Raw genomic sequence first — 20,919 nt, 5'->3', positions numbered from 1 at the left:
TTCCTAAAACGAAAAAGCGAGACATACAATACATCTCGCTTAATCCGTTGGTTTACTGTTGTGAGTTACTCACAAATATACTCAACAACATTCAATCCAAAACCGCCAAGGGCATGGTAGCGCTTATTGCTTGAAGAAAGTAAACGCATGTCATGTATACCAAGGTCAGCAAGGATTTGTGAACCCACCCCCACACGGCGTGAAGTGCCTTGTTTCTTGGCTAACGTCGGTGCGCTACCATTGTCTTGCGCTTGAAACATTTTGACACGATGAATCAATAAATCACTTGGCTCTTCGTTACCCAAAATCACCAACACCCCACCTTCTTCGCCAATACGCTTCATCGCTTTATCAAGCGTCCAGCTGCGTTCGGCATTGCGGTCGCTGCGTAGCAAGTCGGTAAAAGTATCTTGCAGGTGAACACGAACCAGTGGTGAAGTATCCGCCGCACCTTGTTTGCACATTGCATAGTGTACTTGGTTGTCAATCGTGTCACGGTAAGTGACCAGGTTGAACTCGCCGAACTCGGTCGGGAGCTTACATTCTGCCACGCGTTCGATGGTCGTTTCGGTGTTGTTACGGTACTCAATCAAATCGGCAATAGTGCCTAGTTTGATGTCGTGTTTTTCCGCAAAGATTTCCAAATCAGGGCGACGCGCCATGGTGCCATCGTCATTTAAGATCTCAACGATAACCGAAGCCGGTTCTAGCCCTGCTAAACGCGCCAAATCACAACCCGCTTCCGTGTGACCTGCACGTGTTAATACACCACCTTCTTGCGCAGCTAGAGGGAAGATATGGCCAGGTTGTACCAAGTCTGCCGCTTTAGCATCTGTCGCGACTGCCGCTTGCACGGTGCGTGAGCGATCCGCTGCTGAAATCCCTGTGGTTACGCCTTCCGCCGCTTCAATTGAAACGGTGAAGTTAGTGGTGTATTGCGCGTTGTTGTCTTGCACCATTGGTGGTAAGCCAAGACGCTCACAACGGGATTTGGTCATGGTTAAACAAATCAAACCACGGCCGTAAGTTGCCATAAAGTTGATCGCCTCCGGAGTCACATGTTCCGCGGCCATGATCAAATCGCCTTCGTTTTCACGGTCTTCGTCATCCATTAAAATGACCATTTTGCCTAAACGAATGTCTTCAATAATTTCTTGTGGCGTACTAATTGGCATCTTTAGTTCCTATTTTGACTGCGCGTTATATTACCGCTTTGTGTTCGTTACAAGAGTGCTTCTCGCTCACGATTTAAGCAAATCCATTTTGCTGAAGAAATTCCATCGTGATACGTGATTCTGGTTGTGCTGCTTGCTGACTGGTCAGTAATCGTTCCATATAACGAGCCAACACGTCAACTTCAAGGTTAACCTTACGACCAACATGAAAATCAGCGATAGTCGTTTCTTCTCCAGTATGCGGAACGATCGTCAACTTAAAAGCATTCTTACGCAATGCATTAACGGTCAGGCTAATGCCATCAACGGTGATTGAGCCTTTTTCTGCGACGTACTTGTTGAGCTCTTCCGGCATGGCGACCCAAAACTCAATCGAACGACCAACTTGGTTACGCTCAACAATTTCACCGACACCATCCACATGACCAGAGACAATATGACCGCCAAAACGCGTGGTCGGTAACATCGCTTTTTCTAGGTTTACTTTGTCGCCGGCTTGGTAATGGGTAAAACCGGTTTTATTCAATGTTTCGAGCGACAAGTCAGCGGTGTAACTGTGGTCATTAAACGCCACAACGGTTAAGCAAACGCCATTCGTGGCAATGCTATCACCTAGTTTAACATCCGACATATCAAGCTTGTTACTGCTCACGGTAACACTGATATCTTCGCCTTTTGGCGTAATGGCAGTCAGAGTACCAACTGCTTCTACAATACCTGTAAACATAATTACTGTTCTTTATAGATTGGCTTAGCAAGGATGCGAATATCGCGTCCTACTTGCTTCAGCTCGGTAATATCAAGTTCGATCACTTGCGACATTTCTTGGAAACCCAATGCGCCGAATAAACCGCGACCATCGCTGCCCATGAGTTTAGGAGCCTGGTAAAGTACGACTTCGTCCACCAGCTGCTGCTGCATCAGTGAACGAGCAAGCGTCGCCCCCGCTTCAACCCAGATATGATTAATATTGTGCTGTTTAGCTAACATTTCAAATGTTGCGCGTAAATCTATTTGCTGATCGTCATTCAGCAAGCACTCAACATCGCCACCCGGTGCCACAATTAATCGATCTCCTGCGGTTTGAAATAACTTCAAATCCGCTGACAATTGATTTTGACGGTCAAGAATTACACGTACTGGTTGGCGCAACTCTTCTGCTGGGTAATGGGCTTGAATCGATAGGGGAAGATCATCCCAACGAACATTGAGCGAAGCGTTATCTTCAATCACGGTTTGGCTGGTTGAGAGAATTGCGCCAGATTGAGCTCGAAAGGCTTGTACATCTTGCCTCGCTTGCGCCGATGTAATCCATTGGCTCTGACCATTAGCCAATGCGGTTTGGCCATCGAGGCTGGCGGCCATTTTTAATTGAACAAACGGCATACCTGTTTGCATGCGTTTAATAAAGGCCGGGTTAAGCGCTTGAGCATCAGCTTCAAGTAAACCGACTTGCACCTCAATTCCCGCTTCGCGCAGCATGTTAATGCCACGGCCTGACACTTGCGGATTCGGATCTTGCATCGCGCAGATCACTTTAGCGACTTTGGCTTTAATCAAGCCTTCAGCGCACGGAGGCGTTCGTCCATAATGAGAACAAGGCTCTAATGTCACATAAGCGGTTGCACCTTCAGCCAATTTACCAGCCATGCGCAAAGCATGTACCTCGGCATGGGGTTCACCAGCACGATAGTGAAAACCTTCACCAACGATTTGATCATCACGAGTGATCACACAACCGACATTCGGGTTGGGCGCCGTCGTATAGATGCCACCTTGCGCCAATTTAATCGCTCGTGACATCATAAGGTAATCTTGCGGAGTAAATGTCGCCATCAGCCGATCCGTTTAATCTTCTAGCTTGGCAATTTCTTCGCCAAATTCACGAATATCTTCAAAACTACGGTAAACCGAAGCAAAACGAATATACGCTACTTTATCGAGTTCTTTGAGTTGTTCCATCACTAGGTTCCCAACCATATCGCTAGGGACTTCTCGCTCGCCAGTCGCGCGCAATTTGGATTTAATCATGCTGATAGCCAGCTCAACCGCGTCAGCACTCACCGGACGTTTTTCTAACGCACGCTGCAAACCACCGATCATTTTATCTTCATTAAACGGCTCACGGTTACCATTCGACTTGATCACTCGTGGCATAACTAACTCAGCGGTTTCAAACGTGGTAAAGCGTTCGCTACAAGCTAAGCATTGTCGACGACGACGTACTTGATGGCCATCAGCCACTAACCGAGAATCGATGACTTTTGTATCAGTCTCAGTGCAAAAAGGACAATGCATATCACCTCCATATCAATGCTCGTAGTGTAACGGAATTGATAACTTGAAGAAAAGAAAAAGGGGCGACAACGCCCCTTTTCACTATCTATATCGCATCGTACTCAAAATAATGACAGCGAGAGCTGCAATTTAGTGAGTACTCATTTATGACGCTAGCTTAGCTACGTACCAAGTAGTTGGCTTTACCCACCCACTTATAGCTAGTCAACTCTTCTAAGCCCATTGGACCACGCGCATGCAACTTCTGTGTCGATACCGCAACTTCAGCACCCAAGCCAAATTGCGCACCATCAGTAAAGCGTGTTGATGCGTTGACATAGACGGCGGCAGAACCAACAGAGTTGATGAAGCGCTCTGCGTTTTCCAGACTATTGGTCATAATTGCGTCTGAGTGACTCGCATTATGGACGCGCATGTGATCAACCGCTTCAGCAACATCAGCAACCACTTTTACGCCAAGCGTGTAGCTTAGCCATTCAGTATCAAAGTCTCCGTCAACCGCATCACGCATCTCTTGCGCATTGCCAAGCAGTGCTTTCGCTTTTGGTTCAACGACCAAGGTCACCTTGCCATTTAAACGCTCAGCCAACATTGGTAAAAACTCTCCCGCTACGTTCTTATGAACCAACAAGGTATCAAGCGAATTACAAGCAGAAGGACGTTGTACTTTTGAGTTTTCAACCACATTAAGTGATTTAGCCAGGTCAGCACTGTCATCAACAAAGATATGGCTGATGCCAAAGCCACCGATGATCACTGGAATGGTGCTGTTCTCTTTACACATTTTGTGTAAACCCGCGCCACCACGAGGAATAATCATATCCACGTAGTCATCCAACTTAAGCAGTTGTGACACCAACTCACGATCGGGTTTTTCAATGTACTGTACTGACGCTGCTGGTAGGCCAACTTTGTCCAATGCAGATTGAATCACCTTCACTAACTCCATATTAGAGAAGAAGGTTTCTTTGCCGCCGCGTAAAATACTGGCGTTACCGGTTTTCAAGCACAATGCTGCAATATCGATCGTGACATTAGGGCGCGCTTCGTAAATCACACCGACCACACCGAGTGGTACACGACGACGTGCCAATGACATGCCGTTTTCCAACACTTTGCTATCGATTTCGCTACCAACAGGGTCATTTAGGCTAATGACATTACGTACGTCATTAGCAATGCCCGTCAAACGCTCAGCATTGAGCAACAGGCGGTCAAGCAGAGCTTCAGTCAGGCCTGCTTGGCGGCCTAATTCGATATCTTTTTCATTTGCCGCAAGAATGTCAGCGGCACTCGCTTCAAGTTCATCAGCAATCAGAGCCAATGCTTGGTTTTTTTGCGCAGTCGATGCTGTCGCGAGTACAAAAGCCGCCTCCTTGGCCGCTTTACCCATATTGGTTAAATCCACGTTCGTTCCTTTCTAATGCTTTATTCTTGAATGACGACCATGTCGTCACGGTGTACGACTTCTGAACCATAGTCGTAACCCAATACTGAATGAATGTCTTTACTGTGCGTGCCGCGAATCTTCGCCATGTCTGCACTTGAGTAAGCTGAAATACCGCGAGCAATCAGTTTACCGGCTTGGTCGGTCACACGAACAACATCACCACGAGCAAATTCACCGCTCAACGACACGACACCTTTCGCCAATAAGCTACTGCCTTTGGCTAAAACGGCATTAACAGCGCCATCGTCAATCACCAGATCACCAGCTGCTGCTGGGCCAGCCAAAATCCAACGCTTACGGTTTTCCAACGCTTCTTCACATGGAAGGAATCGCGTACCTTGCGGATCGTCACCCAAAGAATCAAAAATGACATCTGGCGCACTGCCAGCAGCGATGATCACTTCAATGCCTGCTCGACGAGCGATATCGGCAGCTTGTAGCTTGGTCGCCATACCACCAGTACCAAGATTTGTACCACTACCTCCGGCAATTTTACGCAGGGTATCATCGATGGTTTTAACTTCTTTGATCAACTCAGCGTTCGGATCTTTGCGCGGATCAGCAGTAAAAAGACCTTTTTGGTCGGTGAGTAGCAATAACTTATCTGCACCACATAAAATACCGACGAGAGCCGAAAGGTTGTCGTTGTCGCCCACTTTTATTTCCGTGGTCGCTACAGCATCATTTTCATTAACGACAGGAATGATGTCATGCTCAACCAAGGCATTAATCGTATTACGCGCATTAAGAAAACGCTCACGGTCATCAAGGTCAGCGCGAGTTAACAGCATTTGACCGATTTTCATGCCATAAATGGCAAATAGCGCTTCCCAAGTTTGAATCAACTGGCTTTGACCAACAGCAGCAAGCAACTGTTTGCTTGCCATCGAGTTGGGCAGTGCGGGGTAACCAAGGTGCTCACGGCCAGCGGCAATTGCGCCAGACGATACAATAACCACTGAGTGGCCAATTTTTTTGAGCTCTGCACATTGACGTACCAACTCCACCATATGAGCACGGTTAAGTTGTAGCGTTCCGCCAGTCAATACACTGGTACCAAGTTTAACAACCACAGTTTGTGGTTGAGTCACTGTTCCGCATTGTTGATTCGTTGTCATGATCGATTGAATTATTAAAAAACAAGAGCTGTTGTTTTATCAATCAACGCCGCATTTAACAAGCAGAAAAGGCGCTAAAAGCGCCTTTTTATTGGTTACGTTTTGTTAAGCGCCCTTTTTAGACAAATTCCACTGATTTGTCGTGCAGGGAGATTGACATGCCAAACTCTTTTTCTAACAGTTCAGTCAGTTTTTGATGAAAGCTATTTTGAATGCGATTTACTTCCGCAATCGCATCTTTAGGGATTTTATGATCAATCCACTCGCCTTTTTTATCGTATTTCCCCACACGATAACGCGCAGCAAACTCTTGACCTTGCATCTCAAGCTCAAGCCACCATCCCCAAAATTCGCGCTCTTCCGGAGACTTCTTGTCATCTACGCAAACCGCTAAGCAATCAAATAAATAAAACCCTTCCCTACTTTGCGATTCCCTGAGGTAAGGCCCAATGGCTCTTAGACTCGTTAGCAAGCGAAAATGAGTCGGGATTTTTGTCACTTTTGACATATAGACTCTCCATTTTTCTATTTTAATTATCAGCAGGTTATTAACTTAACCTAACATTACTGTTAACTAAATTAGTAAAAAAGTCATCTCAACAACTCATCTTCTAACCATTTGATCGCTAAATCGAGGGATTGCTCATATCCTTGTGTAATAGTTTTGGAACTGATTTTCTTTGCTCTACCATAATCACTAAAAAGAGCAACTAACTGATTATCACTAAAAGGTGACACCGGATCCCCTTCCAGACTCATGGCTAAAATAGGCACTTTGGTTTTACGACTTGATAAGAAACCTTGCGTTTTTAATGACCACGCCATCATTTGCCCGGCAAGACTATGAATATCGACCACTTCTTTACCTAAACGAGTGGCGAGGAGATCCAAATACATTTTTGGCATTTTTTTCAACTTAGCAGGGGAAGAAAAGACATCGTGGATTGGAGCTCCTAGAGAGACACAAGCCTTGATTTTAAACTGCTCCATAAATGACAGCCTAATCAGTGCATTGCCCCCAAAGCGGAAACCAATCAGACCAACACGGAAATGATCAACCCATGGAATATTTGGCAATTCGTTGAGTACCGCTTGATGTAAGCAAGAAGAGTCTTCTGATAGCGACCAATGGCTAGAGTGACCAAGTGAAGGCATATCCACGGTCAGCATCGCAATATCTTTTGGTGCTAGATGATCACGGAATAAACGCCACATATCAGTTTGCAAACTATCCAATCCCGCACTCACAATCACCACAGGTTTAGGTTTATCTGTCGAGGCAAGGTGCAAGTGCGCTATGATTTTTTTACCCTTATACGGCACTTCAATACGCTTAATGATGTACTTGGTTTTTTCTGCCGCATCTTGATACGCTTTTGCCGATAAGGCCTGCGCTTGAATCGCGAGATTATCATTTTTTAAATGAGGGTAGCCGGCAATGCTGTAGCAAAGAGAAGCGTTAAACAACTCATCAGCGGCTTCTTCGCCTTGTTTTTCCCCGGCACGCTTTTGATGCAACATGCCCAGTTTCGTCCACTCAAAGGTCCAGTTACCCCCGTGATAGCCCATCACGGTATCGAGCCATTCTTCATGAGTACGCGAATGAGATGAGCCTGCTATTTTTGCCAGCACACTTTCCATTTCAATCGGGTCAACACCTTGCCATACCCACTGCAGACGACGAAGATTGCGATACCAACGCTGACCTGAATTTTCACGCATTTCATCGAGCAACGCACGATTGGTTGGCATATAACGAGTGAGCTCTGATGTCTCTTTCGCTTGCTTGTGATTAACAAATAACGTTTCGGAAAGATTTTGATTATCCAATTCAGACATGACGATACCTAACTAATGACTACCCCAACATACTATACTCAAGTTAACTCAAGATGCCATGTTGAATAGCACAACTGACATTTAACGACACCATAAACAAAAAATGACCCTAGACGGGTCATTTTAAAATAATTTTAAACGCTTACTTTTGCTTGCGATTAATTGGTTCCACAAATTGCACTGTGGTATCCCATGGCTGCTCAATCCATGTATCTTGAGCAATATCAACCACGTAATCATCAAGAAGAGTTGCACCTGATGGCTTAGCGCAAACAGCAATCAGTTTCGCTTTCGGGTACATTTCACGTAGTTTACGCGCTGTATCACCGCTATCCACTAGGTCTTCGACGATTAGGTAACCTTCGCCATCACCTTCTGGCGCTTTTAGCACGGTCATATCACGCTGGTGATCATGATCGTAGCTAGAGATACAAATGGTATCAACGTGACGAATACCAAGTTCACGCGCAAGAATAGCACCCGGTACTAGACCGCCACGGCTCACCGCCCAAATACCTTTCCACTGTTCAGCTGGCATCTGTTTTTCAGCAAGCTGACGACAGTAATTTTGCATGGCGTCCCAAGTGATAATGAATTTTTTGCTCATTGTAATAACCTAATAATTTTGAAGTTTGCATCCCCGTATTAGGCAAAATTAAACCGATGATGGTTTACAGTGCAAGTAGCAACAGGCAAATAGGGGAAAAGCGACGCAAACGATTATTCTACCGAAAGCGCTGGGCAATACCAATGGAGAATTCACCATTTCAAAAAAATAAACGCCATAGCAGCGCAAACCACTATGGCGATGTGAATTCCGTCACTGTTAGGCGGGTTTCTTAGCCCTATTCCCCTTCGCCACTGACAATTTAAATCAACGACGAATTAGGCAACAAGATACTTAATCGCAAATAATGCAGCCAATGCCCAAACACTGACAGAAACTTCACGGCCTTTACCACTCAGTAGCTTAATTGCCGCGTAAGAGATAAAGCCCAATGCGATACCTTCTGCAATAGAGTAAGTCAAAGGCATCAGTAAACACGTCACAACCACAGGTGCAGCTTCGGTTAGATCACGCCAATCAACGCTCACTAAGCCAGACATCATCAGAATCGCAACATAGAACAATGCGCCCGTTGTTGCGTAAGCTGGGATCATGCCCGCTAAAGGCGAGAAGAAAATCGCCAGTAGGAATAGCACACCAACCACAACCGCCGTTAATCCCGTACGGCCACCAGCAGCAACACCAGCGGTTGATTCAACAAATGACGTCGTACTTGAAGTACCCAATACCGCACCTACAGAGGTCGCAGTAGAGTCAGCCAATAATGCTTTATCTAAACGAGGTAGCTTGCCATCTTCTTTAATTAGGTTCGCTTTCGTTGCCACACCGACTAACGTACCCGCGGTATCGAATAGGTCTACGAATAGGAAAGCGAACACAACCGAAATCATACCCACTTCGAATACACCGGCGATATCCATTTGCATGAACGTTGGCGCAATACTTGGCGGGGTAGACATCACACCGCCCCATTGCACATCACCAAGCACAATACCGATTGCCGTGGTAATCAGAATCGCAATCATCACACCACCACGCACACCACGGTAAACCAAACCGATCGTTAAGAAGAAACCGAGTGCTGCTAGAGCCGGTTTCAAGCTTGCTAGATTGCCACCACTGACTAATGTTGCTGGGTTATCAACCACGATACCGGCATTTTGCAAACCGATGAAAGCCAGGAAAAGACCGATACCGGCTGAAATGCCCGTGCGAAGAGAAAGTGGGATTGAGTTGATGATCCATTCACGAACTTTAAAAATACTTAAAGCCATAAACAGCAAGCCAGACACAAATACCGCACCTAAAGCCACTTGCCATGTATGGCCCATACCTAGGACAACACCGTAGGTGAAGAAGGCGTTCAACCCCATACCCGGAGCAAGTGCGATTGGGTAGTTCGCCACAAAGCCCATAATAAAACAACCAATTGCCGCAGCCAGACAAGTCGCGACAAATACAGCGCCTTTATCCATTCCAGCATCAGCAAGCATCGCAGGGTTTACAAAAATGATGTAAGCCATAGTTAAAAAGGTAGTAATACCTGCAATGATTTCAGTTTTGACGCTCGTGTTATTTTCACTGAGCTTAAAAAGTTTCTCGAACATGGTTAAATCCCATCAAGATAAAAGGTAAACGTTTGCGTAATCGATTGGCTATGATTATAAAGTTATCAAATAGCAAATTCCAGATAGATTTAATGCTCTAATCAATATTTTTATTCTGCCGATCCCCAACACAACAGTTAAACCTACTAACAATAAAGATAAAATCCTTATTATTCATAAATTAAGCTACCATTTCATCATATTAATCAATCGGCTAAATTTCGAGCCATGTTGTAAACTTTCAACTGGTTTATTGTGTCATTCTGCATTTTAGAGCGGGTTTATATGCCAGTCATTGCGCTTTAATTGGCCAGCTTAGGAAAAGAGTGAGATGGTGTTTAAGAAATGTACGTATCGAGCAGATAAAAAAACGCCACTCAAATTGAGTGGCGGTTGAATCATGTCAGCTAAAAAAGAAAGCTGTAAATAAATTCCAATAATAGGGGTGAACAAAACTGTTCGATAACAAGCTAAAAACTAATAGCCAAAGCTTGTTGGGTATACAAAGTTACTCGTATAAACAGAGCTGTTTATCCAGAACATTGCACTTGGTAAACCTTTCATACTATCACCTTTTAAATCAATTAATTAAACAACAAATATTGATTTCTCGGTTCCTTGGAGGCGATAAATCGGACTCATCCTTTGAGCATTTTCTCTTCGCTTTCGAAGTTGGTTATAAATATACCCCAAAGAAAATAAATTACAAGCAAACTGGTGATAAAAGTCACAAAAACTTCATTTATTGATCTATATCACGATAATTCTGTAAGTTAATTACAGAAATAGCGATAAAAAGCGCTCAAATATCAAGCAACAATGAAAACGATTGCTCATCATGGACGCCCTGTGTTTGCTGCGATCTTGTACAGCAAGAAAATCACTTTTTTACCCCTACTCTCTACTTGAGGAGAGTGCTATGCTAGCTCGCACTAGTTAATGGGCAATTTGTAGTTTTTCATTCTACATTAGTCTACTTATTAACCAATTTGATATTGCCCTGTACCAAATAAGGAGTCATCCGTGTCTGAATTCCATTCTGAGATTAGCCACTTATCCCCTGCGCCACTTTGGCAGTTCTTCGATAAGATCTGTTCTATTGCGCATCCATCAAAACATGAAGAAGCTCTCGCTCAGTACATTGTGACTTGGGCACAGGAGCAAGGCTTCGATGTTCGCCGCGATCCAACTGGTAACGTTTTCATCAAAAAACCAGCAACTGCGGGGATGGAAAATAAGAAAGGCGTCGTTCTACAAGCGCATATCGATATGGTACCGCAGAAGAATGAAGACACTCAGCATGACTTCACTACTGATGCTATTCAGCCATACATCGATGGCGAGTGGGTCACGGCGAAAGGCACGACCCTAGGCGCTGATAATGGTATTGGTATGGCATCTTGTCTCGCTGTCTTAGCGTCAACAGATATCAAACATGGTCCGATCGAAGTTCTATTAACCATTGATGAAGAAGCGGGCATGACGGGCGCATTCGGCCTAGAAGCCGGTTGGTTAGAAGGCGATATTCTACTCAATACCGACTCAGAGCAAGAAGGCGAAGTTTACATGGGCTGTGCTGGTGGTATTGATGGCGAGGTCACTTTGCCACTTACTCGTGAAGCTATTCCAGCAGGTTACATTACTCGTCAACTGGTCTTGAAAGGCTTAAAAGGCGGTCACTCAGGTTGTGATATCCACACTGGTCGTGGCAACGCGAACAAACTGCTTGGTCGCTTCCTTGCTGGCCACGCTCAAGAACTTGACTTACGTCTGATCGAATTCCGTGGTGGCAGCCTACGTAATGCCATCCCTCGCGAAGCATTTGTGACAGTCGCCCTACCAGCAGAGAACGAAGCAAAACTAGCGGAAACATTTGAGTTTTACACCAACCTACTTCGTACTGAACTGGGCCGTGTAGAAACAGATATCGCAAGTTTTAACCAAGCAGTGAACAGCGAAGCACAAGCATTTACACTAAGCGATCAACAACGCTTTATTGCTACTCTGAACGCACTACCAAATGGTGTTATTCGTATGAGTGACGACATTGCAGGTGTGGTAGAAACGTCACTTAACGTAGGTGTTATCGTGACAGAAGAGGACAAAATCACCGTACTTTGTCTTATCCGTTCTTTGATCGACTCAGGTCGCCAACAAGTAGAGAGCACGCTAAAATCAGTCGCCGAGCTAGCTGGTGCGAACGTGGCATTCAGCGGCGCATACCCTGGTTGGAAACCGGATTCAGACTCAGAGATCATGGCGGTATTCCGTGATCTTTATGACAGTATCTATGGCCATAAGCCAAATATTATGGTGATTCACGCCGGACTTGAATGTGGTCTATTTAAAGAACCATACCCAGAAATGGATATGCTTTCTTTCGGTCCAACCATCAAGTTCCCGCACTCTCCAGATGAAAAAGTGGAGATCAGCACAGTGGCGCTGTTCTGGGAACAAATGGTCGCTCTACTCGAAAATATTCCTGACAAAGCATAAGCAACTCGGTGAAGCATTAGTAGAAGTTATCCGAAAAGCCAGCTTGGATTAGCTGGCTTTTTTAGTGATGACGATAAAAAAGATTTATCGTCATCACTAATTATTTTCGTTAGTCACGGATATATCAGGTTGTTACAGTCCCCGTCCTTGAAGCGTCTTTGGGCAAACCATCTTGCCTTCTTCAAGCACCATAACACCGTGTTGTTATGTTGGGAGCGCTCCTTCCTGGGGTGTCTTATTTCTCTCATATACTAATCTGTATTAGGTAGTCGTGTATTTCGTTGTGCACTGAAATATTCATTTGCAGTCATAACCTTTTACTGCCTATTTTTATTGGCACTGCTAATAGGAATTTCCCCCTATTGGTTGATGATGAACCAACACATTTTTGTATATCAACGAACTGAATAATTGTGATGAAGAAAGAAAAACTGCTCGTAGGCTGGTGTGAAACACTATCCCTACCATGTCTTGGTATTGATAAAATTAACGCTAAAATTGATACCGGCGCCAGAACCTCTTGCTTACACGCGTTCAAAGTAGAGAGCTTTTACAAGGAAGAGACACAATGGGTACGCTTTTGGCTGCACCCTATTCAACACAACACGGAAGTAGAAGTCGTTTGCGAAGCGAAAGTTATCGATGAACGCGTTGTTCGTGACTCTGGTGGTCATGAAGAAAAACGCTATGTGATTCAAGTCGAAATGAGCCTCGGCGGTCAAACTTGGCCAATTGAAATCACATTAAACAACCGCGAAAACATGGCTTTTCGTATGTTATTAGGTCGTACTGCAATGCATCACCGCATTCAAGTTGACCCAGTAGAGTCATTTTTAATCCCGTTTGAGGAAAACAAATAATGAAAATTGGTATTCTGTCACGCAACGCGAATCTTTACTCGACTCGTCGCCTAATCGAAGCGTGTGAAGTTCGAGGCCATGAAGTGAAAGTAGTTGATGCTCTTCGCTGTTACATGAATATCAATTCAGATAAACCAGAAATTCACTTTAAAGGTGAAGAGCTTTCTGGTGTCGATGCTATTATTCCTCGCATCGGTGCATCTGTGACTTTTTACGGTACTGCAGTGCTACGCCAATTTGAAATGATGGGTGTTTACCCAATCAACGAATCGGTAGCGATTACGCGTTCTCGTGACAAATTGCGTTCAATGCAACTGCTGTCTCGTAAAGGTATCGGTATGCCTATCACTGGTTTTGCAAGCAAGCCAGATGATGTAAAAGATTTGCTGGAAATGGTTGGCGGTGCGCCAGTTGTTATCAAGCTTCTTGAGGGCACTCAAGGTATTGGTGTTGTGCTAGCAGAAACGCGTAAAGCGGCAGAAAGCGTTGTTGAAGCTTTCATGGGCTTAAAAGCCAACATCATGGTACAAGAATTCATTAAAGAAGCTGGCGGTGCTGACATCCGCTGTTTCGTTCTGGGTGATAAAGTGATTGCCGCGATGAAACGTCAAGGTGCAGAAGGTGAGTTCCGCTCTAACCTACACCGTGGTGGCAGCGCTTCGCTTATCAAAATCACACCAGAAGAGCGCCGCACTGCGGTTGCTGCTGCGAAAATAATGGGTCTAAATGTGGCTGGGGTTGATCTACTTCGTTCTGACCGCGGTCCATTAGTCATGGAAGTAAACTCATCTCCAGGTCTTGAGGGTATTGAGGCCGCTACCGGTAAGGACATCGCTGGAATGATTGTCGAATTTATTGAGAAAAACGCGGCAAGCAAAAGGACTAAAACTCGTGGCAAAGGCTAAAAAGAATCGTGCTTTTGAATTTCTCGGTGAAACAGTTGCACCGGGAGAACGTAAGGTAATCGAGTTAGAAGCTGCCAAGCTTTACACTCACTCACCTTTATCGATTCCAGTCGAAATTATCAATGGTAAATTGGCAGGTCCAACATTGATGGTTAACGCTGCTATCCATGGCGATGAACTGAATGGCGTAGAAATCGTTCGTCAGTTAATCAACACCATTGATGTGAACAAACTGAAAGGTACCCTCATTGCGGTGCCTATCGTGAACGTATTTGGTTTTATCCATAAGTCTCGCTACTTGCCTGACCGTCGTGATTTAAACCGATGCTTCCCGGGTAGTGAAAAAGGCTCGCTTGCTTCACGCATGGCGCATACCTTTTTCTCACAAGTGGCAAAACGCTGTGACTACATCTTAGATTTGCATACTGGTGCGATTCATCGTACAAACTTGCCTCAAATCCGTGCGGATTTGAGCAACCCAGAAACACTAAGAATTGCTCAAGCGTTTGCAACACCTGTAACGGTGGATGCCCCTCTGCGTGATGGTTCACTTCGCAGTGAAGCAGAGCGTCTGGGTATTCCTGTACTGACTTACGAAGCGGGTGAAGCATTGCGCTTTGAACCTATTTGTATCAGTGCTGGTTTTATTGGCGTACAGCGTGTGATGCAAGCTATTGGTATGCTGCGTGCAAGCCGTAAAAAGCTGCCAAATACCGTGATTGCAAAATCAACCAGTTGGTTGCGCGCAGAAAGCGATGGCATTCTACGTACCCTAGTAACACTAGGCGAAAAAGTAGATAAAGGTCAGGTTTTGGCGTACATCAGCGCACCGCTTGGACACAGTGAAATTGAGCTAACGGCGCGCAAAGGCGGTATCGTTATTGGCCAACAAACACTGCCACTCGTGAATGAAGGCGACGCTATTTTCCACCTAGCTTACTTCGAAGAAGATGACGATGAAGTGGAGCAAGTGGTTGAAGACTTTATTGAAGAGATCATCGATGCGGATCTAGAACCGCTCACGACTGGTCAAATCAATACACATAATTAATGTGATATCGCCAAATAAAAAAGCCCGCAATGCGGGTAATGCCGATCAGTTAAGAAATTTGTGAGATCATTTGACCGATCCTCAAAAGGCTTCAAAATCCGATATTAGGAAACTAATATCGGATTTTTTATGTCTTTAGAAAGCCAACTTGCCAATACTTTTCGGTCGTGTAATACCTTCCACCACTTTGATAAATACTCTGACATTCTTAGTCCAGAGCTTATCCAGCAAGGTTTTGAGCAAGCTGGTGTCGCAACCGTTAGAAGAAGACGGTTACCTTTAGAAGCCGTACTTTGGTCCGTTGTTGGAATGAGTCTCTTTCGTCAACAATCTGTTTGGGATATTGCTAACCAACTCGATATTGTCCTGCCAGACAAACGACGTTTTGTTGCACCAAGTGCTGTTGTTCAAGCGAGACAGAGATTAGGCGAAGAAGGTGTAAAGCAAGTCTTTAAGAAGATGGCTGCGCACAGCTATCAGTCGTCTAACTTCGAAACTTGGTGTGGACTAAACCTTCTATCCGTCGATGGTGTCGTTTGGAGAACGACAGATACACCCGAAAATCATCAAGAGTTTAAAGCGCAGTGCAATCAATCATCTGAGAATATTTACCCTAAGATCCGTATGGTTTGCTTGATGGAGCTTACAAGTCATCAGCTAATCGATAGTGCATTCTCTGACTATCGCACCAGCGAAATGCGTCTCGCAGAAGAGCTTATTGAACAAACGCCAGATCAATCACTGACTATTTTTGACAAAGGATATTACTCTTTAGGACTGCTTAATCGCTGGAACAAAGTCGGTCAAGAAAGGCATTGGATGCTCCCTGTGAGAAAAGACTTTCAGTATGACGTTGTCCATAAATACAGCCAGAGTGATGCTATCGTTGCTATAAAAACATCACCTCAGGCAAGGAAGAAATTCAGTGACCTGCCTGAAATAATAGAAGCAAGGTTGGTATCGAAAGTCATCAAAGGTAAGGAGTATCAGGTTCTTACCTCAATGCGTGATGGGTTGCGCTTTCCTGGAGAAGACATTGTAGAGCTCTATCGCTATCGCTGGGAAATCGAATTAGGCTATAGAGAAATGAAGCAAACCTTGCTTGATAGTGAATATACATTGCGAAGTAAGCGCCCAGATATGGTTAGACAGGAGCTCTGGGGGATTTTGTTAGCCTATAACCTTATAAGGCAGGTTATGACAAAGGCAGCGAGTAATTTAGATAGCGTTTGGCCGAACCAATTAAGCTTTACGAGTAGTGCCATGGCTGTGACTCAATACTTTGCAGCTTTACCTTTAACGAGTCCAGGGAAACTCCCTAAACACTATGAAGTGCTACTACAGCAAATATCCATGTTTATCCTACCACCCCGAAGAGACGATAGAAATTATCCTCGTTGGGTGAAACTGAAACCCAAGAAATATGCGACAAATAGAAAAAATGCCAGTCAGCTTAACTGACTGGCATTACCCGCAATGCGGGCTTTTTTGTATCGTTTATTTATGGCTAATTAGCCGAATGAAGCCCAAATAACCGTAGCCACTAACAGCGGGCAAACAAACTTCACGTACGCAGGCCATAACTTACCAAATAGCCCTTGGCTGAACTCAGGACAACCTTGTTCTAGTTCTTTGATCTTAGCGTTGCGATTCCAAACCCAACCACCAAATACACAGAATAGTAGTGCAGCCGTTGGTTGTAAGTACTGAGTCGCCACCGTAGCGACTAAGCCAAACATCGCACCAAAGTTATAGACGATCACCACGCTAAATAGTGCAATGATGCCACCAAGAACCCAACTGGTTGGCCCACGTTTGGTGTTAAAACGCTCTCCCACCAACGAAACCGGACACTCCAGCATCGAGATTGATGAGGTCAATGCTGCAATCGTCAGTAGTAAAAAGAACGCAATCGAGAAGATTTGTCCTAGTAACCCAAGGCTATCGAACATCAAAGGTAAGACAGTAAAGACCAAGGTATCCGAACTCAGCAGAGAACCATCCTCAGCATAGATTTGAACACCTTTTTGCATCGCAACAAACATCGCCGGCATCACGACTAGGCCAGCAATAAAGGCCACGGCAGTATCGACTAAGGTCACGTTCATTGCCATCTTAGGCAAGTTCTCTTTCTTACTTAAATAAGAACCGTAGATCAACATTGAACAGCCACCGATAGTCAGCGAGAAGAAGCCTTGTCCCATCGCCGCTAGAATCAATTTTCGGTCAAATACTTTCTCAAAATCAGGGACTAAATAGTGCTTCAAACCTTCCATTGCGCCGTTTTGCGTCATGATGTAGACAAACAGAAGACCAAATAGGACAAACAGTGCCGGCATCAGGCGTGTTGACCACTTCTCAATACCTTGTTTTACGCCACCTTGCACAATCAGGATTGTCAGAACATAAAAAACGAGAGTACCAAAAAGGTTACGTTCTACACTGAATCCTTTAAACCAAGCCGTTGCCGCTTGCAGGCCTAAAATGTCGGTAATCGCCCCCAACATGAAACAGATCAACCAACCACCAACAATGCTATAAAAGGCTAAAACAGCACTTGGCACGCTCAAACCTATCCAACCGACTAAACCACCGAAAGTCTTACCTAGCGGCTTATCGGTTAGTGAACGCATGCTATCTACAGGGTTCGCTTGCCCATAGCGACCAATCGCCATTTCAACCACCAGCATAGGGAAAGCAACCACAAGGATCATTACCAGGTAAACCAGCAGAAATGCGCCACCGCCATTACTGGCAGCCTGTGTCGGGAAGCCCCAAATATTACCAAGCCCCACAGCTGCGCCAGCGGCAGCAAGGACAAAGCCAAGACGAGAGCCAAAATGCTCACGATCAGAAGAATGTTGTTGTGTCATACCACCCACACAATATCAATGAACTAGTAAGCTAGTACATTATAGTTAAAACCAACAATGCACAAGCGCTATTAGGTAATTATTTCGATATACCCGACAGTTTTCCGATGATCTCACTACCTCATTTTTACTCGAAGTAATAAAAAAGGAGCCGTATTGGCTCCTTCAATAAAATAGAGGTTATTGTTAAATACTAAAGACTTGGTAGTCTTTAAGCTGTGGAATCTTCTTCAGAACGTCTTGTTCTTGCTCTGCCATTTGGTCAAGAGACTCACAGAACTCTTGTGCTTTCTGTTGTGATTCTTCAGCATGTTCTGCCATACGCTTTTCAACTTTTGCTTTCAGCGCATACATACTTTCCGACAATTCAGTTAAGTTTAAACCGCCATCTTGCTGCATCTTCTCTGATAACACTCCCATCGCATCAGACAAAAATTCACTGGTGAAGATCTCTTTTGCTTTAGCAAAGTCATCCGCCCAAGATTGCGTCATCTCATCAAAGCTTTGCGCAGGGAGAATTAAATCACCATCCTTGTAATAACGCGCTTCGACGTCGGCATAAAATTCTTTGACTGCCGTTTTTACATCATCAAAAGCACCCGGAGCTTCAAGGCTAGTTGCAACATCATCAATTAAATCATTCGCCAAGGCGATACCATCATCAGCCAACTGTTTTGCGCGTGGCAGATAATCATTCATTTGTTGGCGGTACTTATCGATCGCCGCTTGCTGCTCAGCATCAAGTTGGATCTTCTTACCATGAATAAAGAGGTTGTTGTCACCATCGACGACTGCTTTTTCACCATCACTATGGGCAATTTCGAGTTTTTCGCCATCCAATGTCACCTGATTTTGTATATCAATGCGGCACTGCGCAGCTTGGCTGCTCGCACTAAAGCTAGCAACGCTAAGAAATATAAGTGAAAGGCTGATGATGTGTGTTTTCATGATGTCGCTCAATCGTTATCCAAATCTATTATTACTATAACATTAATGCACGGAAGGCATGTTAGCTGACTGTCACGACTTGATAGGTCTTCGCTTTGTCGCCAATCTTAACCACCACCTCATCGCCTTCAAACTTGCCTTTCAGCGCTTTACCAAGTGGTGATAGCACCGTGAGCAAATACACAGACTGTTGCTGGGATTCAACCTCTAATCCACCAGCACAGGGAGCGATAAAGAAGTGCTTACTCACTTCCTGTTCATCTTCAACTTCTACATACGCGCCAACAGCAATGGCGCTATCGACGAAACTGCGCAGCGTAAGATTGCGCATTAAACTCAGCTCACGTTCACACTCTTGAACTCGCATTGCTTGCCCATGGGCAAGATAAGCGGCCTCAAGCGCTAAAGTATCATATTTATGTTCTGATACCGTTTGGTCATCTGTCGCAGCATCAATCGCGGTTTGAGTTGATGAGTGAGCGATAACTAACTTTTCTTGGAGCGCGGCGACGATATCGGCGACTAATTGCTGTTTATGCATGATGGTGTAAGTGGAAACGACAAGGAGATGATAACAAGGCAATAGAGTAGCACACTCGATGCCATTCCAAGAGTGCATAGGTAGACAAACACGGAAAGTACGCCGACTAAAAGAAGCTTAATTGTTTGCTTTGATCTTCCGGTTTAAGCATCACGCTTAACCCCAGTAAACGTATTTCCCGACCATTTTGCCGCTTCAACACGTCGGTTAATAATTGACGAAAATCGTCTAATTCTAATTGTGGATGAATGTGCTCGATGGTAGTTTGCTGAAAATCGGCAAACTTAACCTTAATTCCTTGTTTGATAATCGATTTATCTGGACTGGCTTTAAGCAGACGAACTTCCAGTTCAGGATACAGCTTCTGCTCGATCACTTGCCAGCACTGTTCATAACTCACAATGTTGTGAGTAAATGTACGCTCAACACCGACCGACTTTCGCTCACGCTCAGTCACCACTTCCCGTTCATCAATGCCGTGGCTACGTTTCCACAAAGATTCACCTTGTCGGCCAAAGCGGCGCAATAACTCACGATAATCGCTATTTTTAATATCCTCGCACAGAAAAAAACCTGCTTGATGTAACTTCTCGAGGCTCACTTTCCCCACTCCGGGAATTTTCTCCAATGGCAATTTATCAACCACAGCTTGCACTTGCTCCGGTGGAATAACACATTGTCCATTGGGTTTATTAATATCAGACGCCACTTTAGCGAGAAACTTGATCGGTGCGATACCGGCTGAGGCGGTGAGATGTAATTCGTTTTCTATATCACGACGAATCGCTTGCGCAATCAAGGTCGCAGAGCCTCGACATAACGTCGAATCTGTCACATCGAGATAGGCTTCATCGAGGGAAAGAGGCTCAATTAAGGCGGTGTAGCGTTCGAATATAGCGCGTATTTGGGTCGAGACCTGCTTATAAACGTCCATACGACCACGAACCACTAGCAGATCGGGACAAAGCTGCAACGCTCTTGCCGTTGGCATTGCGCTACGAACACCAAACTTACGAGCTTGGTAATTACAGGTGCTGATCACACCACGTTGCTTTTCACTACCCCCAACAGCTAGGGGACGATCACGATAACTCGGATTATCACGCATTTCGACAGCGGCAAAAAAACAATCCATATCCACATGAATGATTTTTCTTACTCGTTCCGCAGCCATACCCATCACACCACAC

General features: G+C 44.9%; 19 protein-coding genes. 5 read left to right on the top strand and 14 right to left on the bottom strand.

Features of this window, described 5'->3' with window-relative positions; all coding sequences use genetic code 11:
- Positions 1-65: 65 nt before the first annotated feature.
- The 10 genes from ribBA to RJD38_RS09840 all read right to left on the bottom strand — a co-directional run bounded on the left by ribBA (position 66) and on the right by RJD38_RS09840 (position 10,055).
- A complete protein-coding gene (ribBA, locus tag RJD38_RS09885; protein WP_005592770.1) occupies positions 66-1,175 on the bottom strand; it encodes a bifunctional 3,4-dihydroxy-2-butanone-4-phosphate synthase/GTP cyclohydrolase II in 1,110 nt (369 codons plus the stop codon).
- A 73-nt stretch (positions 1,176-1,248) separates the two neighbouring features.
- Positions 1,249-1,902, bottom strand: a complete 654-nt coding sequence (locus RJD38_RS09880) for a riboflavin synthase (RefSeq protein WP_005592771.1) — start codon at positions 1,900-1,902, stop codon at positions 1,249-1,251.
- A 2-nt stretch (positions 1,903-1,904) separates the two neighbouring features.
- Complete coding sequence (gene ribD / locus RJD38_RS09875; protein WP_065545654.1) at positions 1,905-3,011, bottom strand: bifunctional diaminohydroxyphosphoribosylaminopyrimidine deaminase/5-amino-6-(5-phosphoribosylamino)uracil reductase RibD; 1,107 nt, start codon at positions 3,009-3,011, stop codon at positions 1,905-1,907.
- Positions 3,012-3,023: 12 nt separating this feature from the next.
- Positions 3,024-3,473 (bottom strand): transcriptional regulator NrdR, encoded by a 450-nt coding sequence (gene nrdR / locus RJD38_RS09870; protein ID WP_005592773.1) that lies wholly within the window; start codon positions 3,471-3,473, stop codon positions 3,024-3,026.
- A gap of 157 nt (positions 3,474-3,630) precedes the next feature.
- Complete coding sequence (locus RJD38_RS09865; protein WP_367971247.1) at positions 3,631-4,881, bottom strand: glutamate-5-semialdehyde dehydrogenase; 1,251 nt, start codon at positions 4,879-4,881, stop codon at positions 3,631-3,633.
- A 20-nt stretch (positions 4,882-4,901) separates the two neighbouring features.
- On the bottom strand, positions 4,902-6,041 hold the full coding sequence (proB, locus tag RJD38_RS09860) for a glutamate 5-kinase (protein ID WP_065429892.1): 1,140 nt from the start codon (positions 6,039-6,041) through the stop codon (positions 4,902-4,904).
- A gap of 118 nt (positions 6,042-6,159) precedes the next feature.
- Positions 6,160-6,549, bottom strand: coding sequence for a sigma factor-binding protein Crl (gene crl, locus RJD38_RS09855; RefSeq protein ID WP_005592779.1), 390 nt, complete (start codon positions 6,547-6,549; stop codon positions 6,160-6,162).
- A gap of 83 nt (positions 6,550-6,632) precedes the next feature.
- Positions 6,633-7,880, bottom strand: a complete 1,248-nt coding sequence (frsA, locus tag RJD38_RS09850; protein WP_065545655.1) for an esterase FrsA — start codon at positions 7,878-7,880, stop codon at positions 6,633-6,635.
- 142 nt (positions 7,881-8,022) lie between these two features.
- Positions 8,023-8,487: an oxytetracycline resistance phosphoribosyltransferase domain-containing protein Tet(34) gene (gene tet(34), locus RJD38_RS09845; protein ID WP_005592781.1), complete on the bottom strand. Its 465-nt coding sequence runs from the start codon at positions 8,485-8,487 to the stop codon at positions 8,023-8,025.
- A 278-nt stretch (positions 8,488-8,765) separates the two neighbouring features.
- Positions 8,766-10,055, bottom strand: a complete 1,290-nt coding sequence (locus RJD38_RS09840; RefSeq protein ID WP_005592782.1) for an NCS2 family permease — start codon at positions 10,053-10,055, stop codon at positions 8,766-8,768.
- 1,023 nt (positions 10,056-11,078) lie between these two features.
- Here RJD38_RS09840 and RJD38_RS09835 point away from each other — a divergent pair.
- From RJD38_RS09835 to RJD38_RS09815, 5 genes are all read left to right on the top strand, one after another.
- Positions 11,079-12,551, top strand: a complete 1,473-nt coding sequence (locus RJD38_RS09835) for an aminoacyl-histidine dipeptidase (protein WP_005592783.1) — start codon at positions 11,079-11,081, stop codon at positions 12,549-12,551.
- A 416-nt stretch (positions 12,552-12,967) separates the two neighbouring features.
- Positions 12,968-13,411, top strand: a complete 444-nt coding sequence (locus RJD38_RS09830; protein ID WP_005592784.1) for an ATP-dependent zinc protease — start codon at positions 12,968-12,970, stop codon at positions 13,409-13,411.
- The gene (gene rimK, locus RJD38_RS09825) at positions 13,411-14,316 is read left to right on the top strand and encodes a 30S ribosomal protein S6--L-glutamate ligase (protein WP_005592785.1); all 906 of its coding nucleotides are present in this window, start codon (positions 13,411-13,413) and stop codon (positions 14,314-14,316) included. The genes RJD38_RS09830 and rimK overlap by 1 nt, the downstream gene beginning before the upstream one ends.
- A complete protein-coding gene (locus tag RJD38_RS09820) occupies positions 14,303-15,367 on the top strand; it encodes a succinylglutamate desuccinylase/aspartoacylase family protein (RefSeq protein ID WP_005592786.1) in 1,065 nt (354 codons plus the stop codon). The genes rimK and RJD38_RS09820 overlap by 14 nt, the downstream gene beginning before the upstream one ends.
- 129 nt (positions 15,368-15,496) lie before the next feature.
- Positions 15,497-16,828, top strand: a complete 1,332-nt coding sequence (locus tag RJD38_RS09815; protein ID WP_065430246.1) for an IS4 family transposase — start codon at positions 15,497-15,499, stop codon at positions 16,826-16,828.
- A 50-nt stretch (positions 16,829-16,878) separates the two neighbouring features.
- On the opposite strand, the gene RJD38_RS09810 is transcribed toward RJD38_RS09815, so the two are convergent.
- From RJD38_RS09810 to dinB, 4 genes are all read right to left on the bottom strand, one after another.
- Complete coding sequence (locus RJD38_RS09810; RefSeq protein ID WP_065545990.1) at positions 16,879-18,240, bottom strand: sodium-dependent transporter; 1,362 nt, start codon at positions 18,238-18,240, stop codon at positions 16,879-16,881.
- A 186-nt stretch (positions 18,241-18,426) separates the two neighbouring features.
- Entirely contained in the window at positions 18,427-19,188 is a 762-nt protein-coding gene (locus RJD38_RS09805; protein WP_065545656.1) for a YggN family protein, read from the bottom strand.
- Between the two features lie 61 nt (positions 19,189-19,249).
- Positions 19,250-19,729: a GreA/GreB family elongation factor gene (locus tag RJD38_RS09800; protein WP_065545991.1), complete on the bottom strand. Its 480-nt coding sequence runs from the start codon at positions 19,727-19,729 to the stop codon at positions 19,250-19,252.
- 106 nt (positions 19,730-19,835) lie between these two features.
- A complete protein-coding gene (gene dinB, locus RJD38_RS09795; protein WP_065545992.1) occupies positions 19,836-20,903 on the bottom strand; it encodes a DNA polymerase IV in 1,068 nt (355 codons plus the stop codon).
- Positions 20,904-20,919 lie beyond the last annotated feature (16 nt).

This window comes from Vibrio scophthalmi (assembly GCF_040869025.1).
In the GTDB taxonomy this organism is placed as follows: Bacteria; Pseudomonadota; Gammaproteobacteria; order Enterobacterales; family Vibrionaceae; genus Vibrio; species Vibrio scophthalmi.
The sequence above is the reverse complement of the archived record's forward strand: the minus strand, read 5'-3'. Positions and strand labels throughout refer to the sequence as shown.

Excerpts from the sequence above, each read along its gene's own strand:
- ribBA (WP_005592770.1), bottom strand. The coding sequence starts at position 1,175 with ATGCCAATTAGTACGCCACAAGAAATTATTGAAGACATTCGTTTAGGC.
- RJD38_RS09880 (WP_005592771.1), bottom strand. The coding sequence starts at position 1,902 with ATGTTTACAGGTATTGTAGAAGCAGTTGGTACTCTGACTGCCATTACG.
- ribD (WP_065545654.1), bottom strand. The coding sequence starts at position 3,011 with ATGGCGACATTTACTCCGCAAGATTACCTTATGATGTCACGAGCGATT.
- nrdR (WP_005592773.1), bottom strand. The coding sequence starts at position 3,473 with ATGCATTGTCCTTTTTGCACTGAGACTGATACAAAAGTCATCGATTCT.
- proB (WP_065429892.1), bottom strand. The coding sequence starts at position 6,041 with ATGACAACGAATCAACAATGCGGAACAGTGACTCAACCACAAACTGTG.
- crl (WP_005592779.1), bottom strand. The coding sequence starts at position 6,549 with ATGTCAAAAGTGACAAAAATCCCGACTCATTTTCGCTTGCTAACGAGT.
- frsA (WP_065545655.1), bottom strand. The coding sequence starts at position 7,880 with ATGTCTGAATTGGATAATCAAAATCTTTCCGAAACGTTATTTGTTAAT.
- RJD38_RS09840 (WP_005592782.1), bottom strand. The coding sequence starts at position 10,055 with ATGTTCGAGAAACTTTTTAAGCTCAGTGAAAATAACACGAGCGTCAAA.
- RJD38_RS09830 (WP_005592784.1), top strand. The coding sequence starts at position 12,968 with ATGAAGAAAGAAAAACTGCTCGTAGGCTGGTGTGAAACACTATCCCTA.
- rimK (WP_005592785.1), top strand. The coding sequence starts at position 13,411 with ATGAAAATTGGTATTCTGTCACGCAACGCGAATCTTTACTCGACTCGT.
- RJD38_RS09815 (WP_065430246.1), top strand. The coding sequence starts at position 15,497 with ATGTCTTTAGAAAGCCAACTTGCCAATACTTTTCGGTCGTGTAATACC.
- RJD38_RS09810 (WP_065545990.1), bottom strand. The coding sequence starts at position 18,240 with ATGACACAACAACATTCTTCTGATCGTGAGCATTTTGGCTCTCGTCTT.
- RJD38_RS09805 (WP_065545656.1), bottom strand. The coding sequence starts at position 19,188 with ATGAAAACACACATCATCAGCCTTTCACTTATATTTCTTAGCGTTGCT.
- RJD38_RS09800 (WP_065545991.1), bottom strand. The coding sequence starts at position 19,729 with ATGCATAAACAGCAATTAGTCGCCGATATCGTCGCCGCGCTCCAAGAA.
- dinB (WP_065545992.1), bottom strand. The coding sequence starts at position 20,903 with ATGGCTGCGGAACGAGTAAGAAAAATCATTCATGTGGATATGGATTGT.